The sequence below is a fragment of the Akkermansia sp. GGCC_0220 genome, from assembly GCF_017566105.1.
Taxonomy (GTDB): Bacteria; Verrucomicrobiota; Verrucomicrobiia; order Verrucomicrobiales; family Akkermansiaceae; genus Akkermansia; species Akkermansia massiliensis.
In genome coordinates this window covers 50,172-65,365 of sequence record NZ_JABFCI010000002.1, presented here as the reverse complement: position 1 = coordinate 65,365, position 15,194 = coordinate 50,172, and the positions used below count along the sequence as shown (strand labels likewise).

General features: G+C 60.4%; 12 protein-coding genes. 5 read left to right on the top strand and 7 right to left on the bottom strand.

Annotation, left to right across the window (positions count from 1 at the left end; genetic code table 11):
* The first annotated feature begins 85 nt into the window (after positions 1-85).
* Positions 86-679, top strand: coding sequence for a M15 family metallopeptidase (locus tag HJW02_RS01855; RefSeq protein WP_102722315.1), 594 nt, complete (start codon positions 86-88; stop codon positions 677-679).
* Here HJW02_RS01855 and HJW02_RS01850 read toward each other — a convergent pair.
* From HJW02_RS01850 to HJW02_RS01835, 4 genes are all read right to left on the bottom strand, one after another.
* Positions 669-1,691 carry a DUF4105 domain-containing protein gene (locus HJW02_RS01850; RefSeq protein ID WP_180971030.1) on the bottom strand — a complete coding sequence of 341 codons (1,023 nt, stop codon included), beginning with the start codon at positions 1,689-1,691 and terminating at the stop codon, positions 669-671. The genes HJW02_RS01855 and HJW02_RS01850 overlap by 11 nt on opposite strands.
* A 60-nt stretch (positions 1,692-1,751) precedes the next feature.
* Entirely contained in the window at positions 1,752-4,271 is a 2,520-nt protein-coding gene (gene pheT / locus HJW02_RS01845) for a phenylalanine--tRNA ligase subunit beta (RefSeq protein ID WP_102722317.1), read from the bottom strand.
* Between the two features lie 18 nt (positions 4,272-4,289).
* On the bottom strand, positions 4,290-5,315 hold the full coding sequence (locus HJW02_RS01840; protein ID WP_102722318.1) for a phenylalanine--tRNA ligase subunit alpha: 1,026 nt from the start codon (positions 5,313-5,315) through the stop codon (positions 4,290-4,292).
* 169 nt (positions 5,316-5,484) lie between these two features.
* Positions 5,485-6,642, bottom strand: coding sequence for an MFS transporter (locus tag HJW02_RS01835; protein WP_022396058.1), 1,158 nt, complete (start codon positions 6,640-6,642; stop codon positions 5,485-5,487).
* A 497-nt stretch (positions 6,643-7,139) separates the two neighbouring features.
* On the opposite strand from HJW02_RS01835, the gene HJW02_RS01830 reads away from it, so the two are divergent.
* On the top strand, positions 7,140-7,760 hold the full coding sequence (locus HJW02_RS01830) for a DUF417 family protein (RefSeq protein ID WP_102722320.1): 621 nt from the start codon (positions 7,140-7,142) through the stop codon (positions 7,758-7,760).
* A 245-nt stretch (positions 7,761-8,005) separates the two neighbouring features.
* Here HJW02_RS01830 and HJW02_RS01825 read toward each other — a convergent pair whose 3' ends face one another.
* From HJW02_RS01825 to HJW02_RS01815, 3 genes are all read right to left on the bottom strand, one after another.
* Positions 8,006-8,608 carry a transglutaminase family protein gene (locus HJW02_RS01825; protein WP_102722321.1) on the bottom strand — a complete coding sequence of 201 codons (603 nt, stop codon included), beginning with the start codon at positions 8,606-8,608 and terminating at the stop codon, positions 8,006-8,008.
* Positions 8,609-8,618: 10 nt separating this feature from the next.
* Positions 8,619-8,756 carry a hypothetical protein gene (locus HJW02_RS01820; protein WP_022396055.1) on the bottom strand — a complete coding sequence of 46 codons (138 nt, stop codon included), beginning with the start codon at positions 8,754-8,756 and terminating at the stop codon, positions 8,619-8,621.
* Positions 8,757-9,015: 259 nt separating this feature from the next.
* Entirely contained in the window at positions 9,016-10,887 is a 1,872-nt protein-coding gene (locus tag HJW02_RS01815; protein ID WP_180971031.1) for a M60 family metallopeptidase, read from the bottom strand.
* Between the two features lie 174 nt (positions 10,888-11,061).
* Here HJW02_RS01815 and htpG point away from each other — a divergent pair, with 174 nt between their 5' ends.
* The 3 genes from htpG (at position 11,062) to alr (ending at position 15,097) form a co-directional block, all read left to right on the top strand.
* Positions 11,062-12,903 (top strand): molecular chaperone HtpG, encoded by a 1,842-nt coding sequence (gene htpG, locus HJW02_RS01810; protein WP_102722324.1) that lies wholly within the window; start codon positions 11,062-11,064, stop codon positions 12,901-12,903.
* Positions 12,904-12,979: 76 nt separating this feature from the next.
* Positions 12,980-13,822, top strand: a complete 843-nt coding sequence (locus HJW02_RS01805; RefSeq protein WP_102722325.1) for a potassium channel family protein — start codon at positions 12,980-12,982, stop codon at positions 13,820-13,822.
* A 168-nt stretch (positions 13,823-13,990) separates the two neighbouring features.
* Positions 13,991-15,097, top strand: coding sequence for an alanine racemase (alr, locus tag HJW02_RS01800; protein WP_102722358.1), 1,107 nt, complete (start codon positions 13,991-13,993; stop codon positions 15,095-15,097).
* The last annotated feature ends 97 nt before the right edge of the window (positions 15,098-15,194 follow it).

Here is a 15,194-nt window from a genome sequence, read left to right as displayed (position 1 = left end):
TTTTTCTCCCCTTCCGGAAAGGCAGGAATGCCGCTGGCAGGAAAAATGTGGAACTTACGGGAGGAAACCTCTAGCGTGAACTCCTATGAAAGAACACTGGAAATTGATTCAACAGCATCTGGGACTGGATGCGGACGGCATCCCCGGTCCCCGGACGGCGCAAGCCCTGATGGAAAAACTGGGCATCCGCCAGCCGGAACATTCCTGGCCCAGCCAGGAGGAAGTGCGCTCCGGGAAGTCCGTCTTCGGCCGCGCGGGGGATGAAAGCAACATGACCAGCATCCGGCTGCCATATATCATGCGGCTGGCATGGGAGAGGAACACGACCGTTTCCACCATGCGCTGCCACAAGCTGGTGGCGGAACCGCTCCTCCGCATTTTCCGGGCCACCCTGGACCATTACGGCATGGAGAAGATACGGGAACTGGGGCTGGACCTGTACGGAGGCTGCTTCAACAACCGCTCCATCATCGGCGGGAAGGCCACGTCCATGCATGCCTGGGGCATTGCCGTGGACATGGACCCGGACAGGAACGGCCTGAACATCCCTGCACCGAAAGCGGTACTGTCCGGACCGGAGTACGCGGCCTTCTGGCAGTTCGTGGAGGCGGAGGGGGCCGTATCCCTGGGACGCGCACGCGATTACGACTGGATGCACTTCCAGTTCGCTACTCTTTGACCGGAGCGGACGGGTCCGTGCGCCAGCCCTCCTCCCAGCGGCGGCGGAGGGCTGCCCAGTCCAGCCCTTCCCCGCCATGCCCCAGGAAGGAGCGTTTTTTCAGTTCACGGAAGTTTTCTCCGGGCAGATGGAGCAGCTCCCCCCGGTCATAGGCGTCCTGGTCGCACATGCCGTTGAAGAGGGGCGTCCACTGCCAGCGGCGCACGCCCAGGTAGTTCTTGAACGTATCCACCAGCTCCGTCGTGCAGTTGGCGGTGACGGTGTTGTAGTAACGCGGGCGTTCGTGGAGGCTATTGATTTTTTCCGCAAAGCCCAGGAAGGCTTTTTTCAGGTTTTCCCTGCCGATGTTGATGCGGTACAGGTACATGTCCTCCTTCCGGTAGCTGGTGCGCAGGCCGAACAGGTCTTCCTCGTCCGCCAGAATGTAAATCACGTTAAATTGCTTGTAGAGGCCCGGAATGGTCCCCTGCTCCACCCCTTCCGGCAGGCGCGTTTCCACGGAGAGGGCCAGATGCCTTCCGTCCTCAAAGCCGAAGGAGAGCATGGTATGGGCCACAAATTCCATGCCGTCCCAGTGGCTCACGGCGAAGTCCAGCGTGGACAGCTTGTCCAGGTCAAAGCGGCGCGTCACGTAGCGCGCGTCGAAGTCCCGCTCCGTCCGGTAGACGAAGCTGCGCACGTCTTTCACCACGATTTCATTCCCGTTGATTTCCACGGCGGGCAGGCGGCTCCAGGACGGCTGCCACTCCTTACCGTTCGTCGCAGGAATGCACAGGTAGTACGCCAGCAGCAGGGCCAGCACACCCCAGGAGGCGCGCCAGAATACGGGCCGCTTCCTGCGGAAAACAAAAGCGCAGGCCATGGCGGCTACGTAAAGCCATACCAGAACGGCGCCGCCCCATACATTGTAAAATACCACGCCCGCCGCCCATACGGAGAGGCCGAACCACGCCGCAAACATCAGGACGCGGGCGGCTATCAGGCCCGCATGGCGCAGGGAAGGCAGGTGCATGGAAGATGAAAAAAGAGGCCGCGCGCTCCGGTTCATGAAACGCGCGGCCCGTGATGGGGGTTATCTGAAGGAAAGGCCCTTTACCTTGTCCGCCAGGGCTTTCAGCACGCGCTGGTGCGCGGCGTCCACTTCCGCAGCCGTGAGGGTCTTGGCCGGATCCCTGTACAGGAAGGTGTAGGCAATGGATTTGCGGTCCGCCGGGAGCTTTTCACCGGAGGGGTCCGTGAATACGTCAAAGCAGGAGTAGCTGACAAGCAGTTTTTCCCGTGCGGCTTCAATGGCCTTCACGATGTCCGCATTGGGCGTGGAAAGGGGCAGTTCCATGGCCGCATCACGGGAGGAGCCGGGGAACTGGGGCAGTTCCGCGGCCTTCACGGGAGCGGTGAGGATTTCCTGCATCTTGCGGAGGTCCAGTTCCGCCACGTACACGGGCTGGTCCAGGCCCAGCTCCCGGCAGCGCGCCAGGGACAGGCGGGCGAAGTAGCCGCAGGCCTTCCCGTCAAGCTGCACGTCCGCCCCCAGGGCGGCCTGTTCGCGCGGTTTGGCGGGGGTCAGCGTAAAGCGGTGGCCCGGAGCCAGCGCTTCCATGACGGCCAGCAGGTCTTCAAAGGAGGCCTGTTCCGGCCTGGGGTCCGCCCAGGAGCGCGCCGTGCGGTCCCCGGAAAGCAGGATGCCCAGCGTATCCGTTTCAATGTCCCTGCCCTTGCCGCCGCCCGTATTGCGGAAGACGCGGCCAAGCTCAAAGAAGCGCAGGCCGGAGACGCCCTGGTTGCTGTTGCGCACGGCGGCGGCAATCAGGCCGGGCGTGTGCGCGGGGCGCAGCACGGAGTGGTCCTCGCTGAGCGGCAGGGACACGCGGATGAGGTCGCCGTCCTGCAGGGGGCGCAGGGGCAGCGCGTCCTTCACCTGGGCGATGGCGCCGTCAGCGGCTTCAGAGGCGATGAGCTTGATGGTCTGGGTTTCATAGAACCCCAGGGACGCCAGCTTGCGGCGCAGGCCCATCTGGAAGTTGTAGGCCACGTCTACGGGGGATTCCGTGACGAAGGGGCCGGAGAAGCGGGACGGGATGCCGTCCAGCCCGAAGACGCGGACGATTTCCTCCAGCAAGTCGCAGGGGCGCGTAAGGTCCAGGCGGTGGGGGGGGATCAGCCAGCATTCCGGGGCGTCCGGAACCTGCATCAGGCCCAGCGCCGCCAGGATGCGCGCGCCTTCCTCGTGGGAAATGGAACCGCCGGACATCTGGTCCAGAGCCTTCCAGGGAAGCTTCACGAAGCCCAGTTCATTGGTCACCGTGGCTCCCTTCCCCTGCTTCAGGGAAGCGAACGCGGAAACGGGGCCGTCCGGCTCCCCGCAGGAAGGCATGCAGGCATGGGCCGGATTCGCCACGGGGGCGCCGGCCACATACGTTTGGGAGGCCGTGCCGCCCGCCAGCTGGAGAATCAGTTCCACGGCCCGCACGGAACCGCGCAACACGTTCCAGGCGGAGGTGCCGCGTTCAAAGCGGTAGGAGGAGTCGGAGGACAGGGCCAGCCTGCGGGACGTGGCGCGCACGGAGGAGGGCTTGAACCAGGCGGATTCCAGAATAATGTCCGTAGTGGCGTCCGTCACGCCGCTTTCCTCCCCGCCCATCACGCCGCCGATGGCGAGCGCCTTGCCGGACTGGTCCGCGACGACCAGGTCCGTGCAGTTGAGGGTGTATTCCTGCCCGTCCAGGGCCTTGAAGGTTTCCCCTTCATAGGCGGTGCGGGTGATGATGCCGCCCTGCACCTTCGCCGCGTCAAACGCGTGGAGGGGCGTGCCCAGTTCATGCAGGACGTAGTTGGTGACATCCACGATGTTGTTGATGGGGCGCAGGCCGATGGCCACCAGGCGTTCCTTCAGCCATTCCGGACTTTCCTGCACCTTCACGCCGCTGATTTTCACGGCGGTGTAGTACGGGTTCAGGTCCGGCTGGTCCAGCCGCACGAAGTCCCCGGCGGGTTCCAGCTCCACCCCGGCGTCATCAATGGAAACGGGCCTGTACTCCCGTCCGGAGATGGCGGCCAGTTCATACGCCATGCCGTTGTGGGAAAGCAGGTCCGGACGGTTGGGCGTCACTTCCACTTCCACCATCGTATCCGCCTTGACGACCTGGGAGATCGGCGTGCCGGGTTCCAGCTCCTGCGGAAGAATCCAGAGGCCGTGCTCCTTGTCGGGCAGCCCCAGTTCGGAAGCGGAGCAGAGCATGCCGCGGGATTCCACCCCGCGCAGCTTGCCCACCTTGATTTCAAAGTTGCCGGGCAGCACCGCTCCCGGCAGGGCGCAGGGCACCTTGTCCCCCACCTTGTAGTTCTGCGCGCCGCACACAATCTGGTGCAGCGTGCCGTCGCCCACGTCCACCTGGCAGACCTTCAGGCGGTCCGCCTGGGGATGCTGTTCCGCGGCAGCCACGCGGGCCACCACCACGTACGGGGAGTCCACGCCCTGCTGGCGGATGTCTTCCACTTCAATGCCGGCAAAGGTCAGCATGTCCGACATTTCGTCCACGCTCAGTCCGGCCAGGTCAATATACTGGGAAAGCCAGTTAAGGGAAATTTTCATATCTGGGTAAGGTAAAAATTATTGGAATTGGGCAAGGAAGCGCACGTCGTTCTCAATCAGGGCGCGGATGTCCCGGATGCCCCAGCGGATCATGGCCAGGCGGTCCAGGCCGATGCCGAAGGCAAATCCGGTCAGCCCCGTGTAGCGGACCTGCACGCCGGGTTCCAGCCCCAGTTCGCGGTCCACGGCTTCAAAGACGTTCGGGTCCACCATGCCGCAGCCGGCGATCTCCACCCAGCGCGGTTCCTGGCCGTCCACCTTCAGCTTCACGTCAATTTCAAAGCTGGGTTCCGTGAACGGGAAGAAATGGGGGCGGAAGCGCACCTCCGTATCGGAACCGAAGAGGGCGCGCAGGAAGTATTCCAGCGTCCCTTTCAGGTCGCCTACGGAAACGTCCGTGTCCACATACAGGCCTTCCAGCTGGTTGAAGGCGGAAAGGTGCGTGGCGTCAATCTCGTCACGGCGGTAGGCGGAGCCGGGGGAAATCACGCGCACGGGGGGCGTCTGCTTCTCCATGGAGCGTATTTGCACGGTGGAGGTGTGCGTACGCAGCAGCTTGCCGGAATCAAAGTAAAACGTGTCCTTCTCATTGCGGGCCGGATGGTCCTCCGGCGTGTTCAGCGCGTCAAAGCAGTGGAACTCGTCCTCAATCTCCGGGCCGTCCGCCAGGGCAAAACCCATGTGGCGCAGAATGCGGATGGCTTCATCCCGCACGATCGTGAGGGGATGCAGGCCGCCCTGCGGCAGGGAGCGGGCCGGAAGCGTCAGGTCAACGCCGGCCACGGCGGCCTTGTCCGCCTGGGCCTGCACTTCCTCCAGCTTGGCGTCCAGCGCTTCCGTAATAGCCTTGCGGGCCTCGTTAAGCAACTGGCCGACGGCGGGCTTTTCCTCCCTGGGAACGTCCTTCATGCCCGTCTGGGCCATGGTCAGTTCCCCTTTTTTGCCAAGGATGGCTACGCGCGCGTCTTCCACGCCGCGCCTGTCAGACACCTGGGCAATGCGCGCCAGGGCATCCCGTTGAATGCGTACAATCTCTTCCTTCATAAAATTTGACGGGCAAGAGCTTACCCGTCCCCCCCGCCAGCGTCAAGCCCTTCGGACGGCGGCCCTTCTCCAAAAAACAAAAGGCAGGAAGTGGAAAGAAGAAGGGGAAAACCACCATCTCCCTCCATCTAACCGCTAATTCTTAACATCTAACATCTCCCTGAACATATCAAACATACCCCGGCTGGGCGGACATGCGGCCGGAAATCATGCCGAGCACGCAGAAAAAGGTATAAACCAGGCAGAACGGCAGGAAGGAACCGCCCTGGTGGAGGAAGGAGGTGAACAGCAGGCTCAGGGCGGCGCCCATGGTGAAGCCGATGCCCTGGGACATGCCGGAAAGCCTGATCGCCTCCGACGGGGTTCTGGCCCGTTCCACCATCAGCGCCATTCCGCGGCTGAAAACGGTTCCCGTCGCCAGGCCGAACAGAATGGCCATCCAGACAGCCCAGTCCAGCGGAAGATACAGGATGCCCCAGCAGGAAAGAGCCGCCAGGGCCATGGCCATCACGATGAGAAGGCCCCGGCCCCCCGTGGCTTTTTCCAGAGCATGCGCGGAGAGCGTGGCGGGAAGCTGGGCAAACATGGCTACGGAAAGGATGAAACCTGCGTCCACGTAGCTCATGCCGCGCTGCCTCAGGAAGATGGGAATCCAGGTGTAAAAGAAATAGGCTGCCCCCACCCGGCTCAAATAAAAGATGGTGACCTGCCATGCCTTGCTGCTGCGCAGCAGGTTGCGGCCGGAAGAATCCGGATCGCGCTGGAACACTCCTACCGGATGCTTGAGGAAGTACGCGCCCCACACCAGCATTCCCAGCAGGATGGGAATAATCCATATTCCCAGCCCAAAGCGCCAGCCGCCCAGCATGTTGGAGATGGGAACGGACAGGCCGGAGGCCACCGCGCTCCCCACGCCTATCATGGCGCTGTAAATGCCCATCATGGCGGAGGCGTGGTCCGGGAACTGGTGCTTGATCAGTCCGGGAATGGCCGCTCCGGCAATCCCCATGCCCAGCCCCATCAGGACCATGCCGCCGTACAGGCCCGCCACGCCGTCCCAGCTGCGCCAGAAAATACCGGCCACGGCCAGAAGCTGGAACCAGAAAATGATCTTCCACGGCGTCAGCCAGCGCGCCACGCGCGGAGAAATGGGCGCGGCCACGCCCAGCACAAACACGGGCAGCAGGGCAAACAGCCCTGAATTTTCAAGGGAAAGGCCCATATCCTTTTCAATCGTTCCCAACAGCGGGTCCGGAGAGTCAAATCCGGTCCGCAGATTGAAACAAATGATCAAAAAGGCCACAAGCAGCAGCATCTTTCCCTTCATGCTTCCGGAAGTTCCTGCCTTATCCATCCCATGTTATACAGCCGTTCCCCCGCCCCCGTTCAAAAGTAAAAAACTTTTCCGGCTGTACGCGGCAGGGGGCCCGGGAAACGGTTTGCGCGGCTGGACGGAATGCGAAGCATGAACCCCGCAGAATGAGGGAAGCCGAACGTGGAACAAATCACCCTTTTGACCCCGGCACCGCAGCCATCAGGAAAGGCAGAGGAAGACATGTTCCCGCAGCTTGAACGAAACAGGCCGCCTGGGAATGAAGGCCTCCCGGCCTTCGGGAATCCATCCTGGGAGCGCAGCAAGCCAAGCTCTGGAAAGGCAGCCATTTATATCTCTCCTTTTCCAGTTTTTCCACTCACATCTAAAAAAACACCATCATATTAAAAAAGAATGTCTTACGGCTTGTCTGCATTTTATATTCCTATAGGAATATTTGGAATTAAACTAAATTCCCTTGACGATGAATATTTTCAGTATTACAAGCGGATATGCCTACTACATGCCCGTCCCCTGAAAAATGCCTCCGATACGCCGAGACCGTCCAATGGTTCGGCATCAATTTTCTGAGAGTGGCCGTCTTCATCGTCTTTGCCTGGATTGGCGGCCTCAAGGCCTTCCAGTATGAAGCGGACGGCATTGTTCCCTTCGTAGCCAACAGCCCGATGATGAGTTTCTTCTACGACAAGAAGGCTCCCGAATACAAGCAGCACATGAATAAGGAGGGAGCCGTGGTGTCGGCCAATATCGCATGGCACAAGGAAAACAACACCTACGGCTTTGCCTACGGGCTGGGAATCCTGATCGTCTCCATCGGCACGCTCGTACTGCTGGGCCTCTTTTTCCCGAAGGTGGGCCTCATCGGCGACTGCCTGCTCATCATCATGACCGCCGGAACCTTGTCCTTCCTGATAACCACCCCGGAAACGTGGGTGCCCGACCTGGGCGGACCCAACCACGGCTTCCCCTATCTGTCCGGGGCGGGACGCCTCGTCATCAAGGATATCGCCATGATGGCCGGAGGCTTCATCCTGCTGGGCACGGATTTCAAGCGCATCCTGAAGGCGCGCCTCGGTTGCCCAAGGAGCGGGGAATCCTGCTGCAAGAACTGATTCTTTCTGTCACCGCCTCTGCCGAACGGCAGAGGCTTTTTTATGCGTTAATGTTCCATATGCAGCCGTCTGGAGCGGCTTAACCTCTTGCGTCAATTGAAAGAAAATCAAGCGTCAGCGAAGGAATAATAAAAAAGGGCGCAGTCCCTGGCCGCATTCCGTTCAGAAACCGCAGAGGCCTGCGGCGCCCCGGGAACCGTTCCTCCTGCATTCGGAGCGGGAGCACGGAACAGCCGCCTGTTCCGCTAAATTTCTCCCGGCAGGGAATGGAGGTACATGTACAGGGCGTCCGTGCTGTTTTCCAGCACGTCCATGGTGAGCTGCAAGGGTTCCGCGTAAATTTCAGGATAATCCGCTTCCCCTATTTCCGGCCTCACGCGGAACGCGAGCCGTTCCTTCTCCAAATCCATCTCCGCCCGGATGCCCTCTTTATTGCCCCTGGCGTCAAGTCTGATCCACCTGCCCGGATCTTGCAGAAAAACCGCATTCAGGGCATGGATGCAGTACCCGCTTCCCGGCGTATCTTCCAGCGTCAGCCGCTGGTAGCATATCCCCGCCGGGATGCCGCAGGCTCTGAGCAGGACCGCAAGCAGATTCGCCTTAGCCCAGCAGATGCCCGTTTTCTCCCGCAGCACGTCTGACGCCGAAACCGTCACTCTTTTATCCTGCGCATCCCATGAATGGCTTATTTCATCCTTCACGAAGCGGTAGGCGCCTGCTATCCATTCCAGCTCTCCTTTACCTGCGGCGCGGAGCCGGGCGGCCCTGTCCAGCACCAGCTCATGCTTCCAGTCAATATAAGGACTGGTTTTCAAATATTCACTGAGGTCGTTGACGATGGCGGCCATGCTTGCTTCTTCACCTCTTACTGGAAAACCGGAAGGAAGTACAGGCGGAAAAGGCCACGCAGGTTCCGGGGGCAAGATGGAGCTTCACGATGAAGAAATCAGCCACGGTGTCCTGGGCATGCAGCAGGCCTGATAAGAGCGAAAGCATTCCGGTTTTCGTACCTGAACTTATCCCAAGCGCGGCAAAGGGAAATTTCTGCGTTTGCCGTTCATGGTTTTGCAAGGGGCGGGAGCCCTTGTTCCCGGGACGCGGCCATAAAAATACACCGGAGAAGACGTATGGGGCGATTATTCACCTGGCCGCTTTCCTGTGGCCGGAGGGCCGTCATGGAGCGAGAACACTCCCATGAAAAAGCGCCGCCGTTCCGGAGAACGGCGGCGCCCGAACACGCTAACCTCTTAAGCTTTTATTTGGCGGGACGCTTGCCGTACGCCAGCGTACGCTTGCCATCCCAGGAAACGGCTTCAATCCGGGTGGAGCCCTCCGGATAGGGAACCGTGGTGGAGGAGTTGTCCTTGGAATCCGTCCCCACCATGGTGATGCGGACCATTTCCTTATCCTTGTAGGTTTCAAAGACGGCGGCGTTTTTCCACACGTCATGGGAGATGATGCGCCGGTTGCCCTGTTCCGTGATGCCCTGGTTGCAGGCGCCCCGGACGGGCAGGCGGTTCTTGTACGCCTCCACGCTGTTGACGGAAAGGTAGTAAATGACGGGGCTTTCCGGCTTCTTGTACTTTCTGGCGTACGCAATCAGGTTTTTGCAATCGGACTCCGTGATGGTCATGCGGGCGCAGGTGTAGTCGTCCAGCTCCTGGTCAATGGGCTTGAGCATGCCGGTCTTCTGGAAAAAGTCCGTCAGGTCCTGTTTGGAGACGTCGCAGGCGTTCTTCATGAACGCGAGCTGAAGCTCGCCGTCCCTCTTCCCCTTGGTGTCCATCTTGATGGCCTTGTAGAAGATGTCCGGATAGAAGTCGGGATTGCCCTTCCCGGCCACCTTGAAATACAGCTCCAACTGCCACAGGGGAGCCAGCTTGACAAAGTGGTCGTGCACCATCGGGCGGTTGTCCCCGCCGGAACGCTTGTCCGGGCCAGCCTGGATGAGCCAGTTTTCCCCCTTCAGGATGCCGTTGTTCAGGTAGGCGTTAAAGCGGCCGCCGATCATGTTGCCGTCCCCGCCGTTGATGCGTTCATGCTCCAGGCGCATGCTGGAGGGATTCAGCATGTAATTCACGTAGGCGGAGTAAATGTTGTTGGTCACTTCCCCGGTGGATACCCATTTCATGGCGGGGCGCACCTGGTTGACATGGCCGAATTCATGGGCGATGCCCCAGGCGCTGCCGGGAATCTTGTCCGGATTGCCCACTTCCCCCATCGTGCCGTTGTGGAAGGCGGCGCCCGTGCCGTCCGCGTGCATGAAGCCATTCCAGATCACGCGGCCGAACATCCGGTTTTTAGGCAGCATCTTGTACTTGTACAGGCCCATGATCTGCTGCTCCATGCCGATGATCTTGTCATACAGGGCGATCAGTTCCTCCCCCTTGTCCGGGCAGAATTTCTTGAGTTCCTCCACCGGATACACCAGGTGCACGCGGCTGCCAACGATGTCCACCACCTCCGTGGGGGAATTTTCCAGCATCTTCTTCCAGTCGCTGTTCTTGCTCACGCCACCCACGAACACGCCGTTCACCTTGCCGGACGGGATGGAGAGCCGTACCTTGGGAGCTTTCTTGTAGTTGGGCGTGAAGTATTCAATGTAGCCCAGCCCCTTGTTTTTCGCCTTGATGATGTTGATTCCCGCCTTGAGGGGGTAGGAGCTGCGGCCTCCGTCACGCCCGAAGTTGTGGATGACCAGGTTCAGTTTTTCCCCTTTGGGGTCTTCCATGACCAGCAGCACGTCCTCCCCTTCCTCAAAAAAGATGCCGGTGGGGTTTTCAAACTTGCTGTACTGGCTGGTGCGCAGGCGGTCCGCCAGGTCCTTGACCGGTTCGTACGGTTCCGCCGTGATGGCGCGCGCCTTGCGGTCATATTTTTTCTCCGCCATCTGGCGGGCGAGCCCGCGCACGAAGGGATCCTTGATTTTGGCGATGCGGTCACGCGTGACATTGGGTTTCAGCGCCAGCATAAAGTCATTGGTGAAGACGTTGGAATCCAGCGCCTTCAGGCCCGCTTCCGTAATCGGAACGGACCCGGTCTCCTGGGCGGAAAGCACGCCGCCGCCCAGCATGCCGCAGAGAGCGAGCAAAATGGCTCCCTTTTTCAAGAATGGTAAGAGGATCATGTTTATAAAACTATACTGATCAGTTTCCTGAATTGTTTCAAGGAAAAATCCTCCGGCAGGAACATGGACGGAAAAAGGCCGTTTTTGTGACATGGGGCGTTCCTGCCACCGCTTAAAAACTGTCCATCCCCTTGACGAGGTCCCTATAATGGCACCCGTAACACATTTTTCCATATGAATACAGAAACGCATCAATTCCAGGCGGAAGTCCGGCAGCTGCTGGACATTGTCATCAACGCCCTTTACAGCGACCGGGAAATCTTTGTGCGGGAGCTCGTTTCCAACGCCTCCGACGCCCTGGAGAAGCTGCGCTTGAAACAACTGACGGATTCCAACATCTACCAGCCGGAAAAGCCTCTGGAAATCAGCATCACCACGGACAAGGAGAACAAGACCATCACCATCGCGGACACCGGCATAGGGATGACGGAAGCGGACCTGGTGGAAAACCTGGGGACCATCGCCCATTCCGGCACCAAGAAGTTCATGGAGGCCCTCAAGCAGAAGCAGGAAGGCGGCGCGGACCTGATCGGCCAGTTCGGCGTGGGCTTTTACAGCTCCTTCATGGTGGCGGACCAGGTGGAGGTCTTTACCCATTCCTGGGAGCCGGAGGCGGCCTCCCTGCGCTGGACTTCCAACGGACGGGAGGGCTACAGCATTGAAACCCTTGACGAACCGCTGGACCGCGGCACCCGCATCGTCATCCACCTGAAGGATGAGTATGAGGAGTTTTCCCAGGAATACCGCGTGAAGGAGCTCCTGCGCCGTTATTCCAACTTCGTGGGCTTCCCCATCAACTTCAACGGAGAGCACATCAACACCGTCCAGGCCATCTGGTCCAAGTCCAAATCAGACGTGAAGCCGGAGGAATACGACGAGTTTTACCAGTTTATCTCCCACACGGATGAAAAGCCCCTGTCCTACATGCATTTCAGCGCGGACGCCCCCATCATGCTGAATGCCCTGCTTTTCATCCCCAAGCGTAATCCGGAAATGTTCGGCTTCGGCCGCGTGGACGCCAACGTCTCCCTGTACTGCAAGCGCGTGCTGATTGACGCCAAGCCGGAAGGCCTGCTTCCGGAATGGCTGCGCTTCCTGAACGGCGTGGTGGACAGCGAGGACCTGCCCCTGAACATTTCCCGCGAAATGCTCCAGGACAATTCCCTGGTGCGCAAGATCAGCGACATTATCACCAAGCGCTTCATCAAGCACCTGGACAAACTTGCCAGGGACGAAAAAGAAACCTATAAGGAATTCTACGGACAGTTTTCCCGCTACCTGAAGGAAGGGGTGGTCACCTCCTGGCCGAACAAGGAATCCCTGGGCAAGCTGCTCCGTTTTGAGTCCACCGCCACGGATGCGGGGGAAACAACCTCCTTTGAGGAATACATCACCCGCATGAAGGAAGGGCAGACGGCTATTTACGCGCTCACCGGCCCTTCCCGCTCCCACCTGGAAAACAGCCCGTACCTGGAAGCCTTCAAGGCCCGCGGATACGAAGTCGCCTTCTTCACGGACCACGGGGACGAGTTCGTACTGGACTCCCTGTCCAGCGTGGACGGCAAGCCCGTCACGATGATCGACCGCGCCGACGTGGAGCTTCCCGAGCTGGAAGAGGAACAGAAGGACGCCCTGCCCCAGGAGGAAGCCACCGCCCTGGAAGAATGGCTGAAAGAACTGTACCCGGACAAATTCTCCAAGGTCACCCTGGGCAAGCGCCTGGTCAGCGGAGCCGCCGTGGCCCTGCAAAGCGGCAATGACATGGGCCCGGAAATGAGGGCGTACATGAAAGCCATGGGGCAGGAAATCCCCGAAAGCCATCCCCAGCTGGAGCTGAACCCCTCCAACCCGCTGGTGAAGAAGCTCTCCGCCCTGAGGACGGAAAATCCGGAACTGGCCCAGATGGTGGCGGACCAGATCGCGAACACCGCCCTGCTCCGCGCCGGCATGCTGGACGATCCCGCCGTGCTGGCCCAGTCCTCCCAGGCCCTGATGGAGCAGCTCCTGCTTAAATAAAGCCTCCGGCGGAAACGGCCTCTTTTCACAAGCCGCTCCCTGCCCCGGGGGCGGCTTTTTCCTTTCATTCCCCGTCATGAACGCGTTCCACCACATGCCCCGGCACTTCCTGTTCCTGAAGCTGGCCTATCAAACGGGCATGTGCCTGCTGGCCCTGGTCGCCGTGACGCTGGCGGCCATTGACCTGACTTCCGAGGCGGCGGAATGGGAAGTGACGGCGGACCGGGTCATTTACTGGATTTTCGTGCTGGATTACGTGGTCCGCTTCTCCATCAGCAGGTCCAAATGGCTCTTCGTCAAGGACCATGTCTGGGACCTGCTGGCCATCATTCCCTTTGACGTGCTGTTCCGTCTGTTCAGGTTCGCCTCCCTCGGCGAGATTCTGAGGCTCGCCAGGTACCTGGACCTGTTCTCCTACGCCATGAGGTTCACCACGCGCATCAGGCGTTTTTTCAACACGAACGGATTCAAGTACATCTGCATTGCCGCCCTGGTCATCATCCTGCTGGGGGCCGTGGGCATCCATCTGGCGGAAGGCATGAGCCTTCCCAACGGCATCTGGTGGTCCTTTGTCACCGCCACTACCGTGGGCTACGGGGACACCTACCCGGTCACCACTCCCGGAAAGTTCCTGGCCGTTTTCCTGATGCTCACGGGCATCGGCTTCGTGGGAACGCTGACCAGCACCATCACCTCCTTCTTCCTGCATCCCCATGCGGGAGAACCCATGCCGTACCGGGAGGAGGAAATTGAAGCCATCAAGAAGAAGCTGGACGGCCTCTCCTCCATGACGGACGAGGACATAGACACCATGGCGGCCCTGCTGAAAACCCTGCGGGACGCCCCGCACGCATCTTCCCCTCCAGAGCTGGAAACACCTGCCTCCGGCCCCGGCACTTTACCGCAAAAGCCGGAATGACCCGAATGCCGGATGCGTCTCTGCCCCCCTCCTGCCGTCCTCCCTTCTTTTTGCACCAAGACTGACAAAAATCCGTCTGGCATTGCACGGGCAAAGGCGGACAATCCCTCCGTACCGGGGCAGCGTGCCGCCCCTCTCCTTTTTCCAACCTCTCCGCCTTTCTCCATCATGCCAGTTACCAGCCCCCCCCGCGCCTGGGCCGAAATCGACCTCGGGGCCATCCGCCATAACCTGAACGTCGTCAAGCAGGCGGCCAAGGGTGAATATTACATGCCCGTGGTAAAGGCGGCAGCCTACGGCCACGGGCTGGAACAGGTCTGCCGCACCCTGGATTCGGAAGGCATCGCCTTCTTCGGAGTCGCCAACGTGGGGGAAGCGCGGCGCATCAGCCAGGCGGGATGCCGCACCCGGCCCTATATCCTGGGTCCCACCTTTCCGGAGGAACGGGAGGAAATCGTGCTGAACGGCTGGCGTTCCTTCATCTCCACCATGGAGGAAGCCGTGCACTACAATTCCCTGGCGCGGCTGTACGGGAAGACGCTTCCCATCCATATCTCCGTGGATACGGGCATGGGCCGCGGCGGATTCCTGCCGGACCAGCTTGAAGAATTGCTCTCCCGCCTGGGTGAACTGGACAGCCTGTACATGGAAGGGCTGGGCGCGCACCTGCCCTGCGCGGACGAGGACCGGGAACTCACGCTGAAGCAGATCGCCCGCTTTGAGGGGATGGCCGCCCGCATCCGGGAAAAACTGCCCCTGAAGTACTGCCATCTGGCCAACAGCGCCGCTTCCCTGGATTATGAGATTCCCTCCAACAACATGTGCCGCCCCGGACTGGTGCTGTACGGCTTTTCCCCCATTCCCTCTCCCTGGGCCGCGCAGTTGAAGCCGGCCATGGCCCTTTTCTCCCGCCTGACGGTGGCGCGCACGCTGCCGGAGGGGCACGGCATTTCCTACGGAGGCACCTTTGTAACGGACCATCCCACCAGGGTGGCTACCGTGGGCATAGGCTATGCGGACGGCTATCTGCGCTCCCTGGCCCACAAGGGCGCCCGCGTGATGGTGGACGGAGTCTCCTGCCCGCTGCTGGGGCGCGTGACGATGGACCAGATCATGGTGGACGTCAGCCGGGTGCCGCACCCGGAACCGGGCATGACCGTGGAGATCATGGGGCCGAACATTCCCGTGACGGAACTGGCGGAAAAGGCCGGTACCATTTCCTGGGAAATTTTTACCGGAATAGGCCCCCGGGTGCCGCGCCACTACATCCACTGAACCCTCTGCCGGAGAAGCGGTCCGCCCGTGTTCCCTTATTCCGCGCGGTGCCTTCATTCCCGATTGACGGGCAGCCTGAAATATCGTTTATTGATCC